General features: G+C 40.3%; 24 protein-coding genes. 4 read left to right on the top strand and 20 right to left on the bottom strand.

Annotated features, from left to right (window positions below; translation table 11 throughout):
- The first annotated feature begins 2 nt into the window (after window positions 1–2).
- Window positions 3–2,939, top strand: coding sequence for a zinc-ribbon domain-containing protein (locus BMX69_RS07380; protein ID WP_100041991.1), 2,937 nt, complete (start codon window positions 3–5; stop codon window positions 2,937–2,939).
- A 552-nt stretch (window positions 2,940–3,491) separates the two neighbouring features.
- A complete protein-coding gene (locus BMX69_RS07375; protein ID WP_100041990.1) occupies window positions 3,492–4,550 on the top strand; it encodes a tyrosine-type recombinase/integrase in 1,059 nt (352 codons plus the stop codon).
- Window positions 4,551–4,680: 130 nt separating this feature from the next.
- Here BMX69_RS07375 and BMX69_RS07370 read toward each other — a convergent pair whose 3' ends face one another.
- The 5 genes from BMX69_RS07370 to BMX69_RS07350 form a co-directional block, all read right to left on the bottom strand.
- Complete coding sequence (locus tag BMX69_RS07370; protein ID WP_100041989.1) at window positions 4,681–5,277, bottom strand: 50S ribosomal protein L25; 597 nt, start codon at window positions 5,275–5,277, stop codon at window positions 4,681–4,683.
- A gap of 394 nt (window positions 5,278–5,671) precedes the next feature.
- On the bottom strand, window positions 5,672–6,967 hold the full coding sequence (locus BMX69_RS07365; protein WP_054791223.1) for a hypothetical protein: 1,296 nt from the start codon (window positions 6,965–6,967) through the stop codon (window positions 5,672–5,674).
- Between the two features lie 109 nt (window positions 6,968–7,076).
- Window positions 7,077–7,655, bottom strand: a complete 579-nt coding sequence (locus BMX69_RS07360) for a GNAT family N-acetyltransferase (RefSeq protein WP_100041988.1) — start codon at window positions 7,653–7,655, stop codon at window positions 7,077–7,079.
- A 229-nt stretch (window positions 7,656–7,884) separates the two neighbouring features.
- Window positions 7,885–9,834 (bottom strand): GTP-binding protein, encoded by a 1,950-nt coding sequence (locus tag BMX69_RS07355; RefSeq protein WP_100041987.1) that lies wholly within the window; start codon window positions 9,832–9,834, stop codon window positions 7,885–7,887.
- A 150-nt stretch (window positions 9,835–9,984) separates the two neighbouring features.
- Window positions 9,985–10,293, bottom strand: a complete 309-nt coding sequence (locus tag BMX69_RS07350; RefSeq protein WP_025233062.1) for a LysM peptidoglycan-binding domain-containing protein — start codon at window positions 10,291–10,293, stop codon at window positions 9,985–9,987.
- A gap of 177 nt (window positions 10,294–10,470) precedes the next feature.
- On the opposite strand from BMX69_RS07350, the gene lexA reads away from it, so the two are divergent.
- Window positions 10,471–11,091, top strand: a complete 621-nt coding sequence (gene lexA / locus BMX69_RS07345) for a transcriptional repressor LexA (protein ID WP_025233061.1) — start codon at window positions 10,471–10,473, stop codon at window positions 11,089–11,091.
- A gap of 275 nt (window positions 11,092–11,366) precedes the next feature.
- Here the strand turns inward: lexA and rsfS are convergent, their stop codons facing one another.
- The 8 genes from rsfS to rplU form a co-directional block, all read right to left on the bottom strand.
- Complete coding sequence (gene rsfS, locus BMX69_RS07340) at window positions 11,367–11,729, bottom strand: ribosome silencing factor (protein WP_100041986.1); 363 nt, start codon at window positions 11,727–11,729, stop codon at window positions 11,367–11,369.
- Window positions 11,726–12,322, bottom strand: a complete 597-nt coding sequence (yqeK, locus tag BMX69_RS07335) for a bis(5'-nucleosyl)-tetraphosphatase (symmetrical) YqeK (protein ID WP_092249636.1) — start codon at window positions 12,320–12,322, stop codon at window positions 11,726–11,728. The genes rsfS and yqeK overlap by 4 nt, the downstream gene beginning before the upstream one ends.
- Window positions 12,319–12,936 (bottom strand): nicotinate-nucleotide adenylyltransferase, encoded by a 618-nt coding sequence (gene nadD, locus BMX69_RS07330; RefSeq protein ID WP_054791226.1) that lies wholly within the window; start codon window positions 12,934–12,936, stop codon window positions 12,319–12,321. Before nadD ends, yqeK begins: the two co-directional genes overlap by 4 nt.
- Before the next feature lie 35 nt (window positions 12,937–12,971).
- On the bottom strand, window positions 12,972–13,268 hold the full coding sequence (gene yhbY / locus BMX69_RS07325) for a ribosome assembly RNA-binding protein YhbY (protein WP_054791227.1): 297 nt from the start codon (window positions 13,266–13,268) through the stop codon (window positions 12,972–12,974).
- A gap of 14 nt (window positions 13,269–13,282) precedes the next feature.
- The gene (gene obgE, locus BMX69_RS07320) at window positions 13,283–14,566 is read right to left on the bottom strand and encodes a GTPase ObgE (RefSeq protein WP_054791228.1); all 1,284 of its coding nucleotides are present in this window, start codon (window positions 14,564–14,566) and stop codon (window positions 13,283–13,285) included.
- Between the two features lie 189 nt (window positions 14,567–14,755).
- Window positions 14,756–15,046 (bottom strand): 50S ribosomal protein L27, encoded by a 291-nt coding sequence (gene rpmA, locus BMX69_RS07315; protein ID WP_025233055.1) that lies wholly within the window; start codon window positions 15,044–15,046, stop codon window positions 14,756–14,758.
- A gap of 3 nt (window positions 15,047–15,049) precedes the next feature.
- The gene (locus tag BMX69_RS07310; RefSeq protein ID WP_025233054.1) at window positions 15,050–15,388 is read right to left on the bottom strand and encodes a ribosomal-processing cysteine protease Prp; all 339 of its coding nucleotides are present in this window, start codon (window positions 15,386–15,388) and stop codon (window positions 15,050–15,052) included.
- 2 nt (window positions 15,389–15,390) lie between these two features.
- Complete coding sequence (gene rplU, locus BMX69_RS07305) at window positions 15,391–15,699, bottom strand: 50S ribosomal protein L21 (protein ID WP_025233053.1); 309 nt, start codon at window positions 15,697–15,699, stop codon at window positions 15,391–15,393.
- Window positions 15,700–16,054: 355 nt separating this feature from the next.
- Here rplU and BMX69_RS07300 point away from each other — a divergent pair, with 355 nt between their 5' ends.
- Window positions 16,055–16,240 carry a hypothetical protein gene (locus tag BMX69_RS07300; protein WP_092249624.1) on the top strand — a complete coding sequence of 62 codons (186 nt, stop codon included), beginning with the start codon at window positions 16,055–16,057 and terminating at the stop codon, window positions 16,238–16,240.
- 65 nt (window positions 16,241–16,305) lie between these two features.
- On the opposite strand, the gene BMX69_RS07295 is transcribed toward BMX69_RS07300, so the two are convergent.
- From BMX69_RS07295 to BMX69_RS07265, 7 genes are all read right to left on the bottom strand, one after another.
- The gene (locus BMX69_RS07295) at window positions 16,306–17,748 is read right to left on the bottom strand and encodes a TrkH family potassium uptake protein (protein WP_054791229.1); all 1,443 of its coding nucleotides are present in this window, start codon (window positions 17,746–17,748) and stop codon (window positions 16,306–16,308) included.
- 16 nt (window positions 17,749–17,764) lie between these two features.
- Window positions 17,765–19,120: a Trk system potassium transporter TrkA gene (trkA, locus tag BMX69_RS07290; RefSeq protein WP_054791230.1), complete on the bottom strand. Its 1,356-nt coding sequence runs from the start codon at window positions 19,118–19,120 to the stop codon at window positions 17,765–17,767.
- Window positions 19,117–20,319: a ribonuclease E/G gene (locus tag BMX69_RS07285; RefSeq protein WP_100041985.1), complete on the bottom strand. Its 1,203-nt coding sequence runs from the start codon at window positions 20,317–20,319 to the stop codon at window positions 19,117–19,119. Before BMX69_RS07285 ends, trkA begins: the two co-directional genes overlap by 4 nt.
- The gene (locus tag BMX69_RS07280) at window positions 20,312–21,022 is read right to left on the bottom strand and encodes a TIGR03936 family radical SAM-associated protein (RefSeq protein WP_054791231.1); all 711 of its coding nucleotides are present in this window, start codon (window positions 21,020–21,022) and stop codon (window positions 20,312–20,314) included. Before BMX69_RS07280 ends, BMX69_RS07285 begins: the two co-directional genes overlap by 8 nt.
- Window positions 21,006–22,871 (bottom strand): TIGR03960 family B12-binding radical SAM protein, encoded by a 1,866-nt coding sequence (locus BMX69_RS07275; RefSeq protein ID WP_100041984.1) that lies wholly within the window; start codon window positions 22,869–22,871, stop codon window positions 21,006–21,008. The genes BMX69_RS07280 and BMX69_RS07275 overlap by 17 nt, the downstream gene beginning before the upstream one ends.
- Before the next feature lie 333 nt (window positions 22,872–23,204).
- Window positions 23,205–23,903 (bottom strand): YoaK family protein, encoded by a 699-nt coding sequence (locus BMX69_RS07270; RefSeq protein WP_100041983.1) that lies wholly within the window; start codon window positions 23,901–23,903, stop codon window positions 23,205–23,207.
- Window positions 23,904–24,099: 196 nt separating this feature from the next.
- On the bottom strand, window positions 24,100–24,720 hold the full coding sequence (locus BMX69_RS07265) for a dihydroxyacetone kinase subunit L (RefSeq protein WP_100041982.1): 621 nt from the start codon (window positions 24,718–24,720) through the stop codon (window positions 24,100–24,102).
- Window positions 24,721–24,730 lie beyond the last annotated feature (10 nt).

Genomic DNA, 24,730 nt, shown 5'->3' with positions numbered 1-24,730 from the left:
AAATGAAACTAAAAGAAGTAAGCAAAATTGCATATAAACAATGGCATTTTGAAAAAAATAAAAGATTAAATTTGGAAAACATATCATCTTCATCAAAAGAGGTTGTTTATTGGCAATGCAATAATGAATTAAAACATGTTTGGGCATCTCATATATATACGAAAGCACAAACTGATATTGAATGCCCGATTTGTATTAATATTAAGATGTATAAAAATGGTCCAGAATTATTAGCTGTTGAAAGGGGGTTCAAGAGTAGGCGCCGAAACATGAATTATGTCATTAATACTTGGCATTGTAAGAAATGTAAAAAAGTTTGGTTTACAGAAAGTAGCGATACAATTCCTACAGATACTTACTGTAGTAATTGTTTTGATGAGGATGTAGTTGAGATAAGTTTTGCCGAAGAGTATCCCGAATTAGCTAAAGAATGGGCAACAGACAATATTCTCCCGGTGACAGAAGTTTTATCTTATTATCCGCTAGAAGTTAAATGGAAATGCAAAATTTGTAATAATCTTTGGAGCTCAATGATAGAAGAACGAAGATTTGGCACAAGATCATGTCCTTATTGCAGTAAAAAGCTTCCTCTTCCAGGAATAAATTCATTTATGGCGTTATATCCAGGTGTAGCAGAAGAGTGGGTATACGAAGCAAATGAAATGATGCACCCAGATGCTATATTTCCAGACAACCGCTTAATGCCTTTTATATGGAGATGTAAGAAATGTCATACTTTACATGTTGCCACTGTATACGATAAAGTTCAGGGAATAAAAGGTTGTAAAAATTGCAACAGTGAGAATCCAATATCAGTCGAACGTTATATGTTCCTAAAAAGTGAATTTCATATTAGTAATGGAAATGTCACAGATTATGATCTTATATTGCCAGATTATACGGCACCATTCAAATGGTTATGTAAGGAATGCAATAAAATTTTTATATTTTCTATGAAAGAACGTTATATTGAAGCAAGAGATTGTGCCTGTGTTGAAGGCAAAAGGGCTATTCCTGGAAAAACCTCTTTTAAAGCATTATATCCGGAACTCGCATCGGAATTTTCTGTAGAAAATAATGTAGATCCAGATACCATTCTTCCAACCCGTGCATTTCCAGTAATTTGGGATTGCATAACTTGTGGATTGTCTTGGAATGGTTCGATAAAAGATAGAATTGATGGTAAAATAGATTGCCCATATTGTAATGGTAGAAAAGCCATTCCTGGGAAAACTTCTTTTAAAGCTCTGTATCCTAAAATGGCTGCAGTATCCTCTAAGACAAATAAAGTGGATCTCGATAACATTCTTCCAACATATAGTCTACCTATTACTTGGGATTGTTCAAAGTGCGCTATGGCTTGGAAAGGTTCTGTAAAAGATAGAGTAGATGGGAACGCAATCTGTCCCTATTGTAGTGGCAAGAAAGCCATTCCAGGCAAAAGCTCCTTTAAAACACTGTATCCTGAAATGGCTGCAGAGTCCTCTGAAACGAATGAAGTGGATCTCGATAACATTCTTCCTACATATAGTCTACCTATTACTTGGGATTGTTCAAAGTGCGCTATGGCTTGGAAAGGTTCTGTAAAAGATAGAGTAGAGGGGGACGCAATCTGTCCCTATTGTAGTGGCAAGAAAGCCATTCCAGGCAAAAGCTCCTTTAAAGCACTGTATCCTGAAATGGCTGCAGAATCCTCTAAAACGAATGAAGTGGATCTCGATAACATTCTTCCAACATATAGTCTACCTATTACTTGGGATTGTTCAAAGTGCGCTATGGCTTGGAAAGGTTCTGTAAAAGATAGAGTAGATGGGAGTGTAATCTGCCCCTATTGTAGTGGTAAGAAAGCCATTCCGGGCAAAACCTCTTTTAAAGCACTGTATCCTGAAATGGCTGCAGAATCCTCTAAAACGAATGAAGTGGATCTCGATAACATTCTTCCAACATATGGTCTACCTATAACATGGGATTGTTCAAAGTGCGCTATGGCTTGGAAAGGTTCTGTAAAAGATAGAGTAGAGGGGGACGCAATCTGTCCCTATTGTAGTGGCAAGAAAGCCATTCCAGGCAAAACCTCTTTTAAAGCACTGTATCCTGAAATGGCTGCAGAGTCCTCTGAAACGAATGAAGTGGATCTCGATAACATTCTTCTAACATATAGTCTACCTATTACATGGGATTGTTCAAAGTGCGCTATGGCTTGGAAAGGTTCTGTAAAAGATAGAGTAGATGGGAGTGTAATCTGCCCCTATTGTAGTGGTAAGAAAGCCATTCCGGGCAAAACCTCTTTTAAAGCACTGTATCCCGAATTGGATGCAGAAGCCTCTATAACGAATGAAGTGGATCTCGATAACATTCTTCCAACATATAGTCTACCTATTACTTGGGATTGTTCAAAGTGCGCTATGGCTTGGAAAGGTTCTGTAAAAGATAGAGTAGATAGGAGTGTAATCTGCCCCTATTGTAGTGGTAAGAAAGCCATTCCAGGCAAAACCTCTTTTAAAGCACTGTATCCTGAAAAGGCTGCAGAATATTCTTCAAATAATGAAGTAACTTCAGATACTATTTTATCTACATATTCACCTCTAGTTGAATGGGATTGTCTCGTTTGTAAAATGTCTTGGAAAGGCTCAGTGAAAGATAGAGTGAACGAAGAAATAGATTGTCCTTATTGTAATGGAAGAGAAGCTATACGTGGAAAAACTTCATTCAAAGCATTACATTCTGATTTGATGAAGGAATGGAATTTAGGTAACTGGCTCTTTATTGATCCAGATGATATTATAGAAAATTATTCGGATAGTGTTTGGTGGACTTGTTCCGAGTGTCAAAATTCTTATGCTATGAGTCCAAAAAAGAGGTTATATTATCAAAAGAGGAAAAAGGAGCCTTGTCCGTATTGTAAAGGATTGCGCAGAAAAATGCATCATTTTTTATGAATATCATTGGACTAAGATAATGCCAATATGATATACTTAATGATAGTATTAAATAGAAAAACGACAAAACCCCCATGATTTGAGTTTTTCGGTTTTCCGGGAAAAACAGTGAAAAACGACAAAACAGCAGTGAATTTTTTTTCGGTTATCAAACTGTATTGTAGAGGAATACGCAGAAAAACTTGAGTAATAAAGTAATTTGACACAGAACGAAAGAAATGCTAAGATAGATACAGAGAGTTTCAACTATTCGCGAAAGTCTAGTTTAACGAATAGTTGGAAAAGAAAATAATAGAACTATTAATTACACAATTAATTTTATAACTTAACGAACTTTACCTCTCATATCCTTGATTACTATTACTCTGATATGCTCCCAATACTTACCCTCTTTATACCAGAGTATGTAAAGTTCTATAAACACCTTTACCTAAGACTCAGACTATATATATTAAGCCTGAAAAAGAAAAACTAATTAATGAGGGAAATATAAATGACTGGTCTTTCAAAAATCATTTACAAACCAAATACTTAAAGAAATGAGGTCCAATTATGAGTTCTTCTCTCTCCTACCATCAGCAAAAAGATATTGAAAACGTTAAGCACCTGCGCCAGTTGGTAAAGGAACTTCCAAATTTCTGCGGAGATTTCTTCAGGGGAATTGAACCTCGCACTTCTTCCCGGACCAGGATAGCTTACGCTTATGATCTAAGGGTATTTTTTGACTTTCTAATTAAGGAAAACCCCGTAATCGGCAAACTTCAGGTTCAGGATATTACTTTAGACCACCTGGATTCGCTTCGGGTCGTGGACATTGAAGAATACATGGAATATTTAAAATACCGTTTTAATGATAAAAATCAGGAAGTGACCAACAAAGAGCGAGGAATCATGCGAAAAGTCTCTTCACTGAAAAGCTTCTATAATTATTATTACCGAAATGAACGGCTTCAAACAAATCCCGCTTCTCTGGTGCAGCTTCCAAAGATGCATGAAAAGGATATTATCCGGTTAGATATTGATGAGGTAGCTCTTTTGCTCGATGAAGTAGAAAACGGGGAATCTTTAACAGAAAAGCAAAAAGCTTACCATGCGAAAACCAAGATCCGTGATCTCGCACTATTAACTCTAATGCTGGGAACCGGTATCCGGGTATCGGAGTGTGTTGGTCTGGACGTTGATGATATTGATTTAAAAAATGGCGGGATCCGGATTCATAGAAAAGGAGGAAAAGAAGTCACTGTGTACTTTGGTTCCGAAGTTGAGGATGCCCTTCTTGATTATCTTGACGAACGCAGTTTCGTCATTCCTGAGGAAGGCCATGAAAAAGCACTCTTCCTATCCCTTCAAAAGAAACGGATTGCAGTACGCAGCGTCGAAAATTTGGTAAAAAAATATTCCAAACTCGTAGCACCTTTAAAAAAGATTACCCCACATAAACTGCGCAGCACCTATGGAACAAGCCTGTATAAGGAAACCGGTGACATCTATCTGGTTGCAGACGTTTTGGGACACTCAGATGTTAACACTACGAAAAAACACTATGCTGCTTTGGAGGATGAACGCCGGCGCAGTGCCAGAAATAAGGTGAAGTTGCGGGAAAAAATGTAAAGTAAATAAGTAAAAAAAATTTTAAAGAGAAAAGAAAGCATCTAATATCTAAATTAGAGCTTTCTTTTTTCACCTTTATCATCAGGCTCTTATAATATTTTCATACGAAAAGTGAATGCCGTTATTCCTCTTAGCTTTCGGCCTTTTCTTCACCTTCAACTGCTTCACGTATCTTAGAGCCAACAACTGTTATCATTTTTTGTTCCGGATCAAAAGTTGAGGTAAGTCCTTCCGGAAGTTTAACATCACTAAATTGAATACTTTCACCAGCCTCCATATTAGAAACATCAATTACTATTTCATCGGGAATATCCTGAGGTAAGCCCTCCAGTAAAATTGAATCTATGGTACTGTTAATCAACAATCTTTTTGACTCAAGAAGTTCTGCTCCGGTAATTTTTATGGCCACTTCTTGTTTGATTTTTTCCGAAAAAGATACCATTTGAAAATCCAAATGAGAGATTTCGTTCTTAACAGGTTCAATGTGTATTTCTTTTGCCATTACGGTATAACTCTGGCCATCAGGAACAACCAGTTTAAAAATGCCATTCCGGCCAAACTCTTTCATTGATCTTCTAAATACATCTTTCTTAACAGCTATTGATATTGAATCAACACCTTTACCAGCTATGTTCCCCAGTAAATATCCTTCTCTTTTTAACTGATTATTGTCACCCTTTCTGGTACTTTTTCTTAACTCAACGTTCATAACTCCAGTATTTTCCATAGTTATAAGCCTCCTTGATTTATAATTATATTATGGCAATCATCTAAAATCTTATGATTCAATGATGAAAACCTGTTACCTAAATTTCAATGTGATTTAACATAACAAAATATAAATTGTCAAAAGAAAATAAACTTCTCAAAGAAAATGTATTTTAAATAAGTTATCGTAGATTTAAATTTGAATTTATTTCTTTAATACAAACTTATTTTATTTATTATTTAAAAAATCACATAGAGTTTTAAATAACATATAATTAATAGTATAGTATAAATCTGACAATTGTCAAGTTTTCGATTTGTATAACATATTTTTCCTGATGAAAAGATTAAAAGAATATAAAGATGCAGTTCGAGAAACTCAAGTTCTTTGCACAATATTAAAAACCATTAACTTATTCTAATGGATTTTCAATATTTTCTATTATTTCCCCTCTATCACAGTGTTTTAAAAAGAAATAAAATGTTGAATCAATTATATTAATAGTACGTTGAGAAATATCATAATCAAATAATGGTGGCTGAATTTTCTTCGCTGTTTGCAATTTTGCCAAACTACTCAATAGATACCCAATATCACTTGGCCTTATATCGGCACTTCTGTGATGACGGCTTTTAATTATTTCTTCTATCTTTTTACGTGGCACACCCATTAATATAGTTGAAAAATCCATACTTAAAATTGCAATAACAAAGTAGTATGGCAAGAAAAGAGGCTTTTTCTCCTTATCTTTCACATCACTCTGCCCTTTCGCAATATCTTCCAGTGCACGAACATGTCTTGAAGAATAATCATCACATTTTGCTGTAATAGCATGATCAAGAGTTATCTGGTCAACAATATGTTTTCTAAGTCCTTGCTTTTGTAATATACCATTTTCCAAGCATAATAGTTTTAATAACTCCTGAACAACTCCTATGCTTCCCATCGATTCCTCGCAGAGTCTTAGTAATATTTCATCTGAAATTTCAACATTAAGCTCTTCTGCTCCCTTTTTTGCCACGCTAATAAATTCTGTGTTATCCCACGGCTCAACAGGTATTTCTGCAATCCTATCTTGTAAATCACCATTAAATTGAATAAGCCTGTTTTTCTCTTTCCATACACCTAAAATTATAAATCTTAATCCTAGCTCTTGAAAAGTGCGCAAATCAAACGCTAATTGCTTTTGAACATCACTAGAAAGATAATGAAAATTTTCAAGTATTACAAATTTATCAGAATTAGCTTGTTTATACAAGTCAAAAATGTCTTGCGGCAGCTCCAGGTTAAACTCTATTGATCGATAATTAAGCTGCTGTTCAGCTGATGCATTAACTTTTGCAGACCCTTCGACCTCCGCAGCTGCTAAAAATGGTAATTTTGATTTAATTTTTGCTACAGCTCCAATTTCAACATCTCCGCTCTTACTCTTCTGCTTATCGGTTAATATTTCGATACCAAGCTTTCTAAGAATCGATTTATAAATATCTGAAACTTGACTTTTAGGACTGCAGCTAACAGCTAAGCATTCGCCATATGGCAAATATTTACTGACCAAAGCAGTTTTTCCTTGTTTTGATGCACCATAAACTATTATTTGTTTATCCGATCTTAATGCGTTCTCAAATGCGCCATCAACTTCCTGGCGTTCAATATAGCTTAGCACAGGTTTTCTACTGACTCCAAAGACTTCTTCTAATTTGACCATATGTACTCTTCCCCCGTCATAATATCATATTAAACTTATTATACAATGCATCTTCTGTTTTAACAAACAGAACATAAGGCAAAGATGGTATAATACTGTTTAGGATTATTTATAAATTTAATAACCAAATAAACTGAGTCTCATGCCTAGATTCAGGTTCATTATAATACGCATACTCATCAATCACACTAAGAGTTGCTCCTTGCTTATGATAAAATTTACAGGCAGGAACATTATTGTTCTGACATTCTATTTTCATCTGTACAAATCCTTGACTGCGACACCAATTTGCAGCCATGTCAAATAATGTTTGACCAACTTTTTGCTGCTTGTATGCATCAGCCACACGAATATCCCATAATACTGCAAGGTCATCCCTATTTGAAAGCATATTTATTCCTTTTGTTCGTGATACAATAGTTGCTGCTCCTATTGGCTTATCACCATCAAAAGCCATAAAAAAAGCCCATTTTGAAATATCCCATTGTCTTTCCCAGCACATTACAGTTTCGTCTTCGCCGGTACAAAAGTCTTTTAAATATGGTTCTATAGGGGTTTCGACAAGATTAATACCATCTAACCCACGATTAATTTTATCTATTTTATAATAACTGGAAACATGAACACGCATAGGAATTAAGTCATATTGTGCGAAATATGTCTTATCCACCTTTTTATATGTAATCATATAATATCTCCTTTGATCTTATTAATTATTTTCTTCCTATCCTACTAATGTTCATTATAACATAGCTCGTTGTTATTGAAAGATATAAAAAAGCTATCAACATATCGAATGTTGACAGCCTGAAGCAGCAAACAATTTATTGCCGCTTTTCTTTATGTGGCTTTTTTCAGACTTCATAATCTTTATCAATCCATAAACTCAAACTAAGAATAAAATTAATAAGCAACAATTACTTAAGAGTATGCATATATTCTTCTGCATGATCCCAATTAACTACAAACGAAGTTCCCTTTTGGCAGAATACAGAACAAGAAGGATTATTAATATCCTCATTTGGGTTATATTGATAATGATCAATAACCTGGGTTTCATTATGACATCTATCATAATGAGAAAACACCATAGATATATTTCCCTTGCCTCCGGACATTATCATCAGCTCTTCCCCGTAATTCATAAATGAAGCAACAGGACCCTGACCTCTTATTACAGTTTTTCCTCTTCCATCCGGAACCGGAGCTTCAAACCGGCCGGAATATTTTGTGATGTCATTTAATACCCTTCCAGCTAGTGGATCTGGAATTAAGATCGTAAAGCTGTAATAAGGCTCCAGTATTAGATTATGGGCCTTCATAAGACCCTGGCGAATCGCTCGATATACTGCCTCACGGAAATCCCCGCCCTCAGTATGCTTAATATGAGAAATCCCATCAACCAGGATAACCTTAATATCCGTCAGTTCTAATCCGGTTAAAACTCCTTTATGAATGGTTTCAAACACATGGGTACGTACCAGATTCTGATAATTGATCCCAAGCCTGTCTACATGACATTGACTCTCAAATGTAATCCCCTTCCCTCTCTCACCGGGCTCTAACCTTAATGCTACTTCTGCATAATGGCGAAGAGGTTCAAAATGTCCATATCCTGTTACCGGTTCCTCTACGGTTTCCATATAGATGATCTCTGGCTGCCCAAAGGTTATCTTTGTCTGAAACCTTTCTAACACAACCTGTTCCAGAACCTCAAGCTGAATTTTACCCATGATATTCACTTTTAACTGCCGCAAAGACTCTTCCCATACCACACTTAGCCCAGGCTCTTCTTCCTCTAATATGTGAAACATCTGTAAGATTGCCCGGTCGGGTATCTCAGACGAGTACAGAACTCTTGCCTGTAGGGTTGGTTGAAGTGTCGGAACTACCGTATCATAGCACTCCCCAAGCCCCTGGCCTGCCCTGGTAGTCCGAAGCCCGGTAACAGCCACCACATCTCCTGCAGAGGCCGTCTGAAGCGCCGTAAAACGTTCTCCCTGAAATATCCTTATCTGATGAACCTTCTCATCCGTTGATAAGGAATCCCGGACATTGAGAATGCCGCTTAATATCTTCATATACGTCATTCGCTCTCCATGCCCGTCATAACGGATCTTAAACACTCTCCCTCTAAATGGAACTGATACCGGATAGGAAGTTTCTGAATAATTATAAAAGATATTAAAAAATGCTTCTATCCCCTCTCCGTTTAAAGCGCTGCCGCCAAAACAGGGGAATAGCTTCCGGTTTTTAATCTGAGAAACTACGGCAGGCCTTAAATCTTCAAAAGTAATACTTCCATTCAACCATTTATCCAGTAATGTTTCATCCCATTCAGATACATTCTCAATGAAATCGTCTGTCAGGGCAACCTCATTTCCCTTCTTAAGGGTAATGTCTTGAAAATCCAGGATATTACCGGAAAAACGCTCTCGAATCTCAGTTAAAACCCTTTCATAAGATGCAGAGATTACATCAAGTTTATTAATGAATAAAAAAACAGGAATATGATAACGCTCCAGCAGGTTCCAGATGGCCTCTGTGTGTCCCTGAATACCGTCCGTACCGTTAATCATAAGAACTGCATAGTCCATTACCTCCAGGGCCCGTTCCATCTCACCAGAAAAGTCTGTATGGCCAGGCGTATCAATCAGATAATAGGTATTATCGTCATGGGTAAAGCAGGCCATATCCGAAAATATGGTTATTCCCCTCGCCCTTTCGATAATATCATGATCCATACATGCGTTTTTAGCATCTACACGGCCCAGAGCCCTGATTACCCCTTCTCTATATAAAACCTGCTCCGAAAAGGTGGTTTTTCCAGCATCTACATGGGCTAATATTCCAAAAGTTATCTTCATAATTATTTTTAATCCTTTGACTATAAGAATAATTCTGAACCTAATAATACCTGTTTAACGCCTCTTTAAGAGACGCCCCTTCTATTATTCTAAGATATAATTCCAATAAAATCAATGGATTTAAAAATAGCGGCAGTCTGGTTTTTCTATTTATCTCACTCTTGAATCAGATGCAAAGTATACGACAGTCAGATACTGTCCGCTGTGTATGGTATCTTCTTTTAATCCGTTAATATTCTTTAATTCTTTTACATATTGGGCAGTGGTCATACCGCTGTTCTCCAGATACGTTCCGGCAATGCTCCATAAGCTGTCCCCTTTTTGGATCTCAATGCTTGTATAATACTTCTCCAATGCCGGAATTTCCGTCTCTCCGGCAAGGGCATTCATTAAAGAATTGCCAAAAAAATGAGAACCAAGTAAAACGACCAATGATAGTGCAATTAATTGCTTCATCATATGCATACCTCCTTTAAAACAATCCCAAACAGAACATAGGTTCTTTTTCTGTCATTATCATATCACTGCGAACATATGTTTGTCAATTGATTTTGCATTTTTTCGAACAAAGGTTTGCATTTTTATCGAACATATGTTACTATAGTCTTAATGAATAAGGATTGAGGAGGCCGTATTATGGCGCAAGAGAGAATTACCCCAAAACAGAAAGAAATTTTGGAATATATAAAAGAAACAATTTTAAAGAAGGGTTATCCACCGGCAGTCAGGGAAATTTGCGAAGCGGTCTGTTTAAAATCAACATCATCCGTACACTCTCACCTGGAGACGCTTGAAGAAAAAGGATACATAAGAAGAGACCCAACCAAGCCCAGAACCATTGAGATCATAGACGATTGCTTTCAGCTGACACGCAGGGAAGTTGTAAACGTTCCGCTTCTTGGTACCGTAGCGGCCGGACAGCCTCTTTATGCTGAGGAAAACATTGAGAATTATTATCCCATACCAGCTGATATTCTCCCAAACGCCGAGACCTTCATGTTAAAAGTTAAGGGAAACAGCATGATCAATGCAGGCATACTTGAGGGTGATCAGATTATTGTTGAACACTGCCCGACAGCCCATAACGGAGAAATTGTGGTGGCATTGGTGGATGATTCCGCAACTGTAAAACGGTTTTTTAAAGAAAAAGGACATTACCGCCTGCAGCCAGAGAATGATTCCATGGATCCGATTATTGTAGACAATGTAGAGATCCTGGGCAAGGTAATCGGTTTGTTCCGTTTGGGAATACATTGATATTTTTATTTGAGAAACGTGATTCCAGCCAAAGGTTTACATAATGTTTTTATGTAAACCTTTGGCTGACTAAAATATTGATTAATCAATTACATTCATCAATCCAATCATTACAAGACTTGTAACAAGACATAAAATAAAACATAAAATAAGACAAAACTGATTTAGCATAAATATTAGCAATTTCACACTTCTTTAGAGCTGCAATGAAAACTGTAATAAAAAAAACGGCTCACAGATTCTGTTAAGCCGTTTTACCTAATTAAATTCCGTTCTTATGCTAAAGCTTCCAATTCGTCAGCCTCAATTTTCTTTCCATCTCTCCAGATTCTTTCCAGATCATAGAACAAACGATTTTCACGATCAAATACATGGACAATGATATCACCGTAATCCATGAGTATCCAGTTAGCAGACTGATAGCCTTCTATCTGTTTGCAGACAAATCCCTTTTTTCCAAGTTCTTCCTCTACATTGTCAACCATAGCCTGTACCTGATTTGCATTGTTACCGCTGGCAATAATAAAATAATCTGCCATTACGGATACTTTGCAGATATCAATAATTCTGATATCTTCTCCTTTTTTATCTGATAAAGCCGCATAAGCGGTTTTTACCATCTCAACTGACTGATTCATCCTTGTTCTCCCTTCTTTTCTTCGTGAACCTGCTTATAATAAGCATATGCCTGCTTTGACATAGAGTCCACAAAACTGCCTCTTCCTTCCAGATAATCCAAGGTTTCCTTAAGGATCTGATAAACACACTCATCTAAGTCCACAAATGCTACAGACCGCACAAGAGCCAGATTCACCGCTCTGTCACGTCTGGGTTCAATATAATCCGCCGTAAAAACGATTTTTTCCAGTATAGACATCTCCGCTCTGCCGGTGGTATGCCATCGGATCGCGTTTATGATCTCTTCGTCATTGATACGGTATTTATGCTCTGCAAGCCATGCCCCATATTTCGCATGGAGCACGACCGGGGCCCCCAGTTCGTCATCAGTTAATGGAAGATCTTGTTTCCTGCATTTTCTGATAATATCTTCATCTCCATAAGGCTTAGCACAATCATGAAGCAGGCCGGCCAGCTCCGCTTTATTTAAATCACATCCATAGCGCATAGCCAATGCGGTGCAAATAAATGATACACTGATCGTATGCTCAAACCTGGAAGGAGTTAATCTCCCCTTTAAATCATTTCTCAACTCTAAGATCAGATCTTTCATGGTTCCAACTCCTGATATAAACCGTGGGCTTCGATAAATTCGATGACCTCCCGCGATACATAGTCTGATATAGACTGCCCCCTGGCAATCATGCGGCGTAACTCTGCAGAAGAGATATCCATTTCCCCGCAGTGAAGTGTGCGTATATCCGCGCCATACTTAGAGGCCAGATAAGCGATCTGCTTGTCCATGGAACGGTCCGCTTCCTCATATTCCCGCCGGGCAGCCAATATGACTGCCTGAGCCAACACCTGGTCCGGCTCATACCAATTCTCAATCTCATATAAAGAATCAGCTCCAATGATGAAATAAAAGGAATGCTCCGGGTATTCTTCGCGCAGCAATCTTAACGTCTGCGCCGTATACGTGTTTCCGGTTCGCCTTACTTCAAAATCCGAACAGACAAAGCCTTCATGATCTTTCACGGCAAGTTCTGTCATGGCAAGACGGGTAGCCGGATCTGACACATTACGATTCTTTTTATGAGGCGGATGTCCGGAAGGCATATACCAGACTTCTTTTAAGCCATATTCCTTATATGCCTGCCCGCCAATCATTAAATGTCCATTGTGGATTGGATCAAACGTACCGCCCATAATGCCTATTCTACCCATAATCTTTGACTCCCTGACCCAAAAATGAAACAGGATTATTTTGGAAGCACAATCTTCCTCTTATTTTCCTCTTTCGCCTGCTTATAAAGGATAATCTTTCTTCCGATCACCTGAACGACCTCGGAGTGAGTTCTCTCTGATAATACTGCAGCAATACTGCTTCCATCATCCAGGCAATTCTTTAGTACCGTAATCTTTATTAACTCTCTGGCTTCCAGTGCCTCTGCAACTCCATTGGTGATCTCAGGTGTGAGGCTGGACTTTCCAATCTGGAAGATAGGATCTATATTCATCGCCAATCCCTTTAAATAGGATCTCTGCTTACTTGTCATATTATTCTCCTCTGCTATTTGTAATAGTCAAATTCAAGACCATACATGCGGACCGTATCTCCTTCTTCAATTCCCGCCTGTTCCAGCTCATCTAAAATTCCGTTTTCTTTTAAGAATTTCTGGAAGAAGGTAAAGCCTTTTTCTGATTCCAGATTCGTATAGCCTAACATCTTTTCAATGCGGGGACCTTCTACCACGTAAACTCCATCTTCTGTTACTTCTACAGAATATGGAAGGAGTGCATCACGCAGGCTCTTAACATCGAATTCCTTTTCAAATATAATCGGACTTAAATTCACGGTCTGAAGCAGTTCATAAATAGCATATAACAATTCTTTTACGCCCTTGCCGCTTACTGCGGATATAGGATAAACCTTAACACCCTGAGGCTCAAATTCAGCCTTAAGCTTTTCAACCGGATCTTCACCGTCATCATAGATCGCATCAGTCTTATTGGCCGCAATGATCTGAGGACGTTCCATCAACTCCGGATTATAAGCCTCCAGCTCTTTATTAATGGCATGGATATCCGCAATGGGATCTCTTCCTTCTGTAGATGCGGCATCCACCACATGAACCAGGACTCTTGTCCGTTCAATATGGCGGAGAAAATCATGTCCTAATCCAACACCCTCAGAAGCGCCCTCAATAAGCCCTGGAATGTCAGCCATAACAAAGCCCTTTCCCCCATCCATATCTACAACGCCCAAATGTGGGTTTAAGGTTGTAAAATGGTAATTGGCTATTTTAGGCCTTGCATTGCTGACTCTGGAAAGAAGGGTGGATTTTCCTACGTTTGGAAAACCAACCAGGCCTACATCCGCAATCACCTTTAATTCAAGCTGTACCCAAAGTTCCTGGCAAGCCTGTCCAGGCTGGGCATACTTGGGGGCCTGCATGGTAGGAGTTGCATAATGCATATTCCCCTGTCCGCCTTTTCCGCCTTTTAATATAACTTCCCTGCGATTTTCGCCGGACATATCGGCAATAACTTTTCCGGACTCAAAATCCTTGAGCACCGTGCCTTCCGGAACCTTGATCACTAAGTTTCCGCCGTCTTTTCCATGGCATCGGCGTTTTCCGCCTGATTCCCCGTCCTGGGCGGTATATTTGTGAATTTGCCGGAAATCACTTAATGTGTTAAGGCCTTCATCTACTTCAAATATAATATCACCGCCGCGGCCGCCGTCACCGCCGTCAGGACCGCCGCACGGAACATAAAGTTCCCTCCGGAAACTGACATGACCGTCACCGCCTTTTCCGGATCTTATAAATATTTTTGCTCTATCGGCAAACATTCATTCACCTGTTACCTTTCTTTTCGATTAAAATTAGGGTTTAACCCTTCCTTTAAAGGGTTAAGCCCCTTTCTTAAAGGGTTCAACCCTAAATTGAGCATGAGCAGCGAATTTTTGAATACAGGCAGCCAGGCAGGTCCTGTATTTTAAAAAACGGCTCCATACGTCTAAGGTATGAAGCCGGTCCAATTATTCGTTAATTGCTTTTGGATAAACAGAAACCTGCTTTTTGTCTCTGCCTTTTCTCTCAAATCTTACAACGCCATCCACTAAAGCGAATAATGTATCATCACCGCCACGGCCTACGTTGATGCCTGGATGAATGTGAGTTCCACGCTGTCTATAAAGAATATTGCCTGCTAACACGAACTGACCGTCAGCTCTCTTGGCACCTAATCTCTTAGCCTCGGAATCTCTACCGTTCTTGGTAGAACCAACACCCTTTTTATGAGCGAAAAATTGAAGGTTCATTCTTAACATTACTTACACCTCCTTAAATCGGATTTTAATATATGGTTCTCCATATTCTTCTTCAATATCTTGTAAACCCAATACCAAAGAATTCATTAGGAGTTGTGATCCTGAACTGATACTTGATGTAAAACGGAAATGAAAAGCACCTGACTTCTCTTCCTGATCCACTTCAAAGGAATCTTCAGTAAACTGTTCCACGCTGTTAGTCATATTAAATGTAAGTGCCGACACTGCAGCACAGACTAGTTCCTGTCCTTCCTGATGATCATCAGATAAACCGGCATGTCCTAACATCTGGATTCCAGCATAATGCTGTTCTGAATCAACCAATACGGTTACTCTTATCATAATTAAGCATTGATCTTTTCGATCTTAACCTGAGTATAAGACTGTCTGTGACCATTTTTCTTATGGTATCCGGATTTTCTCTTATACTTGTAAACAATAACCTTCTTAGCCTTGCCTTCCTTCACAACTGTACCTGTTACGGTAGCACCTGCTACGGTTGGGCAACCAACTGCTAATTCACCATTGTTTACAACAAGTACTTGGTCAAATGTGACAGCTTCGCCAGCGTCAACACCAAGTTTTTCCACTTTAATGATATCGCCTTCCGCTACTTTGTACTGCTTTCCACCTGTTGCAATAATCGCGTACATATGGCACCTCCTATTATCATTACTCGCCAACTGCGGTGTTCCAAATAAATGGAAACTTTTTAACCTCATTGTGCGGCATACTTTATTAATATATCATTCCCAAACTGTTCTGTCAATATCTTTTAAATAAAAAATAATCAGTTTTTCCGCCTGCAGCAAGGCTTTTCCTCATATTTGTTTCTGGTGTCCAGTATAATAGAAGCCATCAGATAAAACAAGGGGATACGAATAGAAACAGTTGGGCATAAATAATCACATATTTACCAGCTTCTGTCATAAACATGCTATCAGTATAAGGAGCGTTCGGTTTATGGCGCTTAACATTTTTCATAAGCAAACGAAAGGAGTTCAGACTATGAGAAACTTTTTTAACAGAGAATGGAGTTTACCTGAAAAACGGCTTTCAATCGTGTCAGCATTTCTGTTTGGCTGCGTCCTTGGCTTTTTATTCGCACCAATAAAGAAAGGAGTCTATTGCGGCAATCATAACGGAAACAGAAATGAAAGTCTTCCGGAAAAAGGCACAAAGGGAATCCTGTAGTATTTCATTACCCTCTCCACGCAGCAAGGCCGCAGAGCTTAAAATAGCTGCGGCCTTTTCTTTTCTTAACTGTTTTTCCATGTAGAAGGTGCAAAAATCAATAGCAATGGGAATACCTCCAAACGTCCCGCAAGCATGTCAAACATCATGACATATTTAGACAAAGCAGAAAATTTAGAGAAGTTCTGGAGCGGACCGGCTCCTGCAAGTCCTGGTCCAATGTTATTAAAGGTTGCAGCAACAGCAGTGAAATTAGTAGCAAAATCAAAGTTATCCAGACTGACAATCAGAACGGAGAACGTAAAAATCACGATGTAAGCGCATAAAAATGTATTGATGGACCGGAGTACGTTATGTTCAATGGGCTTTCCATCCAGCTTTAATACCTTTACGCTTCTGGGATGGATCAAGGATCCCAGTTCTTTTTTTACAGCCTTTAAAAGGATAACGACTCTTGATACCTTAAAACCTCCGCCCGTACTTCCTGCACATGCACCGATAAACATGAGTGCAACCAGGATCCCCTTTGAAAATTCCGGCCATAAATCAAAGTCAACGGTGGAATAGCCCGTTGTGGTAATAATCGAGGCCACCTGAAAGGCCGCATGATGAAAAGCGGAAAACAGGCTTCCAAAGCTGCCGCGGATATTAAAGGTAATAAATAAAACAGACGCCGCAATGATTCCAAGATATGCCCTGGCTTCCTCACAGCGGAAGGCTTCTTTGGGATGGCGGGTTAAAAGCAGGTGATACACATTAAAGTTTATACCGAATAAAATCATAAATACGGTAACAACTCCCTGCAGATAGTAACTATCATAAAAAGCCATACTGCTGTTTTTGATTCCAAATCCACCGGTACCGGCTGTTCCGAAGCTGATTGCCAGGGAATCAAACAGCGGCATACCTCCTATCAGCAGAAGAATGATCTGCAGCACCGTCATAAACAAATAGATTGTATAAAGGATCTTAGCGGTCGACCGCACCCTTGGCACCAGTTTTCCTACGGAAGGGCCAGGGCTTTCTGCCTTCATAATGTACATATTATAACCGCCAGAAAGAGGCAGGAGGGATAGAATAAATACCAGAACTCCCATACCTCCAATCCAGTGGGTAAAGCTCCTCCACATGATCATGCATTGGGAAAGAGATTCCACATCCGTCAAAATACTGGATCCGGTAGTCGTAAAGCCGGAAATCACTTCAAACATGGCATCTTCAAATCTGGGGATCTCCCCACTTAAATAAAAGGGCATTGCCCCAAAAAAACTTAAAACAATCCAGCTTAGTGCAACGGAAACAAAGCCTTCTTTTGCAAAGAAAACCATGTTTTCAGGCTTTTTGCGTGTTAAAATAATTCCAATGCCTCCGCAGACTGCCATAACTGCCAGAAACCAATAACCGCTGGTTTCTTTATAGATCAATGCAGTGACGCAAGGCAGCAACATAAAAACTGCCTCAATATTTAAAATCCAGCCCATCAGATAGATGATAACTTTTTTATTCATAGCCTTTTCGCCTTTTCTACCTTAGTATGTCCTTTAAGTCATTAAGCCCGGTCACCGTGGTGACTACGATCACCCGGTCGCCTTCCTCCAGTGTGTCTTTTCCGCGGGGACTGATAAACTGTCCCTTCCGGTTGATAAAGGCCACAAGAAGATTATTTTTAAGCTCAAGCTTTTCAAGTGGAATCCCTACGATACTTGGCTCATTTGCAACACGGAATTCCAAAGCTTCCGCACGGTCCGCCACAATTTTATAGAGGGTCTCCACATTGCTCCCCATGGAATTCTGCATGGCGCGGACGTATTGGAGAATGGTCTCACTCGTGATGAGTTTGGGATAAATCACACTGCCTAAATTCATGGAATCAATGACATTTTCAAAAGCGATCCGGTTTACTTTTGTAATAAGTTTTGCCTTGGACTGGCTTGCTGCATAAAGAGATAGCATGATGTTCTCCTCGTCAAAGCCGGTAAGAGAAGCGAAGGCATCGATCTGACCGATTCCTTCCTGAAGCAGCAGTTCCTGATTAGAAGCATCTCCATGAATGACCATAGCCTTTGGAAGAAGCTCGCTCAGTTCATTGCAGCGCTCCATATTCTGCTCCAGAATTTTTACGTTGATCTTTGTACTTTCCAGCAATTTCGCAACATAATATGTAATCTTTCCGCCGCCAACCATCATTACTGTCCGAATTGTATTGTTATCAATCCCTGCCTGTTTGAAGAACTCGTTGGCTTCCGCAGGTGATGCGATAAACGATATCTTATCTCCTGCCATCATGACGGATTCTCCGCTTGGGATGATAACTTCACTGCCATGCTCAATGGCACAGATCAGCACATTACAATGAAGCTTTGACAGGACCTCCCGCACCCTCATGTTATTGAGGATGGAATGATCAGGTACCAGGAATTTCAAGATTTCAATCCTGCCCTTGGCAAATGTATCAATTTTGATTGCAGACGGAAACCGGAGCAGCCTGGCGATTTCCATGGCTGCAGCCATCTCCGGATTAATAGCCAGGGAAAGTCCAAGCTCTTCCCTGATATAGTTGATTTCAGAGTGATATTCCGGATTACGGATCCTGGCAATGGTATGACAGTCTCCTGCCTTCTTCGCAATCAGGCAGCATAGCATATTCAGCTCGTCGGAATTAGTTGTGGCAATTAAAAGATCTGTCTCCTGAATCCCAGCCTCCATCTGTACTTTATAAACTGCCCCATTTCCCACGACGCCCATGACATCGATTCTTTCCGTAATAGAGTTAATGACATCTGCGCTTTTATCAATAAGCATAATATCATGATGCTCATTGTTCAGCTGTTCTGCCAGGGTTGCACCTACCTTACCGCAACCCACGATTATGATTTTCATAGTGAAACCTTCTCCTTCATCTGCAATGCCTGCTCATAAAGAGGCTTTCGTATTTTTTTTCTGGTCACTTCCACCAGATTTAATTTTGTCATTTCTACAACGGTCGTTTTAACCGGATCTTTGGACAGAATCCCCTCCAGGCGTTCCATAAGGATCCGTCTGTCTTCTTCTGCTTCCATATCAATAAAATCAATAATAATGATACCGGATAAATTTCGAAGCCGAAGCTGATGCCCGATTTCTTCGGCAGCCTCTAAGTTAACTTTTTTGATCGTTTCCCGAAGTTCTTTTTTTCCGGAATATTTACCTGTATTTACATCAATGACTACCAGGGCTTCCGTAGGTTCAATGACCAGATAACCCCCTGATTTCAGCCAGACCCTTTTCCCCAACGCTTCATCCATAGTCTTTTCTATCCGGTAAAGCTTTCCTAAAGGAAGCAGATTGTCTTCATACCATGTAAGAAGCCCCAGATCTTCCGGCTGGCACTGGGTAAGATAATCTTTTATAGCATCGTATATATCTGGTTCATCGGTAATGACTGCTTCCAGGGAAGATTTAAGACTGTCTCTTAAGCCGGTCAGGTAGGAAGGGGCTGAACTGTAAAGAAGGCTGTAGCAGGTTCTGTGCTTTGCATTGTCCAGCATCTCTTTAAAAGAATCCATTAACTGGATCAGTTCCGACTCCAGTTCCTCTTTTGGAACCTTATAGGCATTGGTGCGGACAATCATACCAAAGTCTTCATCCTTCCTGGATTCCAGATAGGACTTCATCTCCTGTTTCCATGCCTGATCCGTGATCTTGGTTGAAAATCCAATCTGTTTCTTTCCGGAGGTCAGTACAAAATACCGGCCGGTAACATTTAAATTTCCAGTGAGAACCGGAGCCTTTGTCTTCACCGCGTCCCGTTCTACCTGGACGATGATTTCATCGCCCTGACGAAGCTTTCCATTATAAGTCCGCTGGTCCACAAAGAGGATATTGGCGTCAGACAGACTTAAATATCCCATCTGTCCCCCTCCAATATCTACAAAAGCCGCATTGATATTTTTAACAATATGATTTACTTTTCCTATATAGATATTACCCAAAACAGACTGGTTTTCCTCCGGTTCGATGTTGACCTGAACCGTCTCTTTTCCCGACTGGAGAAGGGTGATGACCGAGCCGTTCCATCTTGTTATGATTAACTTATTCAAGGGATTCTCCTATATGCCCCAAAGGCACAAGCATTCTATGTTCTTCGTCAACCTTATTGCCGTAAACCTCTTCTCTCTGAATCTGGAAGGCAAACTCCGGACAGGTCTGTCCAAGCCACTGATAATAAGCCTCCATCACCAGCTCTGGCTTTATATTATCTGCGCTTCCGGCAGATATCTTCATGAAGATCGTCTCTCCATGAACCGAGAGTTCATAGATAAAAGCTTTTAAATCTATTTCTCTTTCGCCCTTTTTCGTTTTTTTGGTAATAAAGATATGATCCTGTCCCATAAAATCCGAAAGGCCGTTTAGAAATGCAACCAAATCGTTTGGCTGCTTTCCGTCCCGGAACGTCAGCGTATAGTCTGCGGCAGCAACAAGAGACATGGCATTTTTCGCCCGTTCTTCAAGGATATGGCATTCCATGATCTGGATTCCCTCTGCCATTACTTCATTTAACTGGCTCACCATGGTTTTGCAATCCTCCATGGAATTCACTTCAATATCCATGTATTCTCCATTGCTGGTAAGCCCCACTCCTAAAGGTGCTGCAAAAGACATGATCTGATGCGGGCTGAAGCCTTCACTGTATTTGATATCAATCCCAGCCCTTCTCATAGCCTTCTGAAAATAACGCATCACATCCAGATGACCTACGAATTTGACCGGACCTTGCTTGGAAAATTTAATTCTCAGTTTCATAGCAGACTCCTCCCTCGAAATTCATAGCCCCACAGCCGGAACATCTCTCCCTACAGTTGGGGGTAACTTTCGCATCGATGGCATTCTGCCATTCTCTCTTTAAAAATTCTTTTGATACGCCTGCATCAATAAAGTCCCAGGGGAACACTTCCTCTAAATCCCTTTCCCTGACCGTATAGAAATCCGCATCCAGGCCGCAGGTCTCAAAAGCTTTCATCCAGATATCATTTTTAAAATGTTCGGACCAGGAATCATACAAGGCACCGTTTTTATAAACTTCTTCAATCAGGGAAGAGATTTTTCTGTCCCCACGTGCCAAAACACCTTCCAGAACCGTCAAGTCAGCTTCATGATAATTATATTTTAAGCTCTTTTGATTCAGCATCTTCTTAAATTTATCTTTAACGATATAAGCTCTTTCTAAAAATTCTTCTTTTGTGCACATTCTCGCCCACTGGAATGGAGTAAATGGCTTTGGAACAAAGAAGGAAGAACTTGCTACTACCTGGACCTTTCCGTTTCTCTGATCCTTTGGAATATCATAGTAGACTTCCGCCACCTTTTCCGACAGTTCTGCAATTCCTTCCATATCCTCTACGGTTTCTGTTGGAAGTCCCAGCATAAAGTAAAGCTTTACCCGGTTCCAGCCGCCCTGAAAGGCTTCTCCTGCTCCTTTTAAGATGATCTCTTCTGACAGTCCTTTGTTAATTACGTCACGAAGCCTTTGGGAACCAGCCTCAGGAGCAAAGGTTAAACTGCTCTTTCTGATATCCTGGACCTTGCTCATGACATCAAGGGAAAAAGCGTCAATACGAAGGGAAGGCAGGGAAATATTGACTCCCTTGTCCTTAAATTCATCAATCAGGAAATTCACAATTCCCTCTAAATGGGTGTAATCACTGGAGCTTAAAGAGCTAAGGGAAATTTCTTCATGTCCGGTGCTCTTTAAGAGCTTGCTGGCGTAATCCTTTAAATATTCCAGACTGTGTTCCCTTAGTGGACGGTAAACATTACCGGCCTGACAGAAACGGCAGCCCCTGATGCAGCCTCTCATGACCTCTAAGACCACCCGGTCCTGAGTCACCTTAATAAAAGGAACTACCGGCTTTTCAATGTAATAAGCCTCATCCATAGTGACGACCAGCTGCTTCGTTACCTTTTCCTTTGCGTGGGGATTGTTGGGCTTCATGCTCTCTATAGTGCCATCCTCATGATAGGATACATCATAAAAAGCCGGTACATAGATACCATCAATCTCTGAAGCCATCTCCAGAAATTCCCGGCGGCTTCCTCCCTTCTTCTTATTTTCCTTATAACGGTCCATAAGTTCAAAATAAACGGTTTCTCCTTCGCCGATATAAAACATGTCAAAGAATTCCGCCAAGGGCTCAGGATTGTAGGCACACGGGCCTCCGCCGATGATAATAGGATCCTCCTCTGCCCGGTCCTCCCAGTGAAGGGGAATTTGCCCCAAATCAAGAACCTGGAGGATGTTTGTATAGCACATTTCATATTGAAGGGTGATTCCAATAAAATCGAATTCCTTAATAGGATCCTGGGATTCCAAAGCAAAAAGAGGAATATGCTGCTCCCTCATGATCTGGTCTAAATCCGTCCAGGGGGAAAAAATACGCTCGCAGTAAATATCCTCTCTACGGTTAAACATATCATATAAAATCTGCATTCCCAAGTGGGACATCCCAATCTCATAAACATCCGGGAAACACATGGCAAAACGGATGTCCACAGCAGACAGGTCTTTTTTTACCATATTTACTTCGCCGCCGATATAGCGGGCCGGTTTTTCAATTCTCAATAAAATCTCATCGCTTAATGCTAGTTTTCTCATGGTCATTCCTTTTTATTATTTGCAGTTTATGAAGCTTATTAGTAGCTATCTGTTATAAAGCTGTCAATGAAAACCAGCGATCGCATAAAACTGCAGCCGCTTTATTTTCTCCAACGAACCATTCTTAATGATACTTTGCATAATTATAGGATATTTTCGGGGATTAATCAACTCAAAAATTACCTATGGGAATCCGGACATGGAAAAACCCATAGAACACAGAAAAAGGCAGCGATCCATGGGGCTTATTATTAGTCTTTCGGATATTCGCAATCCAACTCGCTACTTGATGAGTTAAATGTCCCGGTATCCGTTTCCGAAATCCCTAATTTACTAAAGCAGAGGCTGGCCAGCTTTTTGTCCTTTCTTTTCTATACCAACGGTTATCCAGGATACCAATAGCAGCACACAAGCCATCCAAATCGCCTTTTCTCCCAACCGGAAGGATAGCCAGCCCCCTGTAAGGGCTCCGGTGAAAAAGGCCAACAGGATTCCCGAGTAATGATATGCTCTTATCCGGCATACTCTGTCCTTTCTGACAAAACCTTCGTAATACATTTCCGCACAGGAACGCATATTTCCCGTACAAAAAACCGGCGCATAAGCGGCATTCCCTCCAAAGTTTCGGAAGGTACAAAATTGCACCGCAGCGGCAAATGACACCGCCGTATTGGCAAACAGGTGCGGCAGGGTGTGAGGAATGAATCCGACCAAAAACAATACGGCAATTTCCAGAAATAAAATACCCGATATCCAATGGGTGTGTTTTTCATTATAAATTTTATAATAAATATGTCTTGCGAGAAAAACCCCCAGCCAGAACGCTCCGATGGGCACAAATGCCCGCCCCATGCCTTTATAGTCCTTTGATAGGAAACGAATTGCAGCCAGTACGAAATTCCCTGTCTGGCCGGTGGCAAATACATTGCCTCTGTCAACATAAGAATACGCATCCATTAATCCGCCTATTGCAGCCAAAAGCATGTGAAATCCGATGTGGTCAGTAAACTTTTTATTTGATCCATTTCCCATATGCCAATATCTCCTTACTTCCTAATGCCCATGGCCTCCTAACATTATAGTACATTCCTTCAGCAAGTACAAGGGCAGCAGGGATAATGTGAAACCAAATCTAAGCCCTAACCGTGAAATCCATGTTTAAAAGCGTGAAACTGACATTGCCAGTTTCACGCTTCCACATCAATACTCCCCTGTTAATTATATTTAATTACTTAGCCCTATAATAACCTGCAATCCCCTTAAATATCAATTTTCCAACAACAGAACCGCCATCTAAAATGCCGATGCTGCGATCTGCCGAATAAGCGGCACGCCCATGGACTGCCCGCATCTGCCGTGTAGCCTCCGAACCCTGTCCTGCTGCCTTCTCCGCTTCCATCACTGCCGTTTCCGGGTCAGATGCATGCTTTAATAGGGCTTCTGCTCCCGGATACAGGGAGTCAAGAATGGTCTTTTCTCCCACCTTTGATTCCGCCTTTTCCATGATATTTTCCACTGCTGCAAGCATCGCCCCTGCTGCCTCATCAAAACCCACCTCTTCTTTTCCCTTTAACGCCTTTGCCATGCCCATAAAGCCAAAAGAAGTGATTGTTCCAAGGGAAGACGGAGCAGAGGCATTGAATACCTTGCCGCATGCCTTAAAAAGCTTCCCAAGATCCTTTTCTTTTGCAGTTTTTAAAAATTCCACCACTGCCCGGTAGCCGTCATCCATGGAAATCCCTAAGTCCCCATCCCCGTTTACCTGATCCAGTTCCACCAGATAACCCCGGTTTGCAGACATTTCCTTGCTGATCGCCTCCATGATTTTCTTTACTGATTCCCGATTCATGCCACATTCC

The organism is Lacrimispora sphenoides JCM 1415 (assembly GCF_900105615.1).
Classification (GTDB): Bacteria; Bacillota; Clostridia; order Lachnospirales; family Lachnospiraceae; genus Lacrimispora; species Lacrimispora sphenoides.
Note: the sequence above shows the minus strand (reverse complement) of the source record. Positions and strands in the feature narration are given on the sequence as shown.